Origin of the sequence: Pseudomonas sp. Kh14, assembly GCF_900291005.1 — a bacterium.
Lineage (GTDB): Bacteria > Pseudomonadota > Gammaproteobacteria > Pseudomonadales > Pseudomonadaceae > Aquipseudomonas > Aquipseudomonas alloputida.
The window spans coordinates 1-253 of the sequence record NZ_OLKJ01000201.1; the positions used below are offsets into that span (position 1 = coordinate 1).

The 253-nt window shown below is 73.9% G+C and carries 1 pseudogene; it reads left to right on the forward strand.

Features of this window, described 5'->3' with window-relative positions:
* Positions 1-46: 46 nt before the first annotated feature.
* Positions 47-253 (forward strand): annotated as a pseudogene (locus tag FQ668_RS27830) (alkaline phosphatase family protein); the annotation flags it as partial.

The following is a 253-nucleotide window of genomic DNA, read 5'->3' on the forward strand; positions in this document are numbered from 1 at the left end:
ACCGACGCCCGGCCCCGGCGCTCGGATTTTCGACCTCGTGCCGCAGATGCTCGACGCGCTGGATGGCGTGCCCGGCGCCCTCGGCCTTGCGCCGGCCGAGAGCGCGATCGTCGTGATGATCGACGGGCTCGGCGCTCGGAATCTGCAGGCGCACGCGGGGCACGCCCGCTTTCTCGCCGCCCGGATGGGGCGGCGAGACGTCGCGCAGACGGTGTTCCCCTCCACCACGGCCGCCGCGCTGATGAGCCTGCAC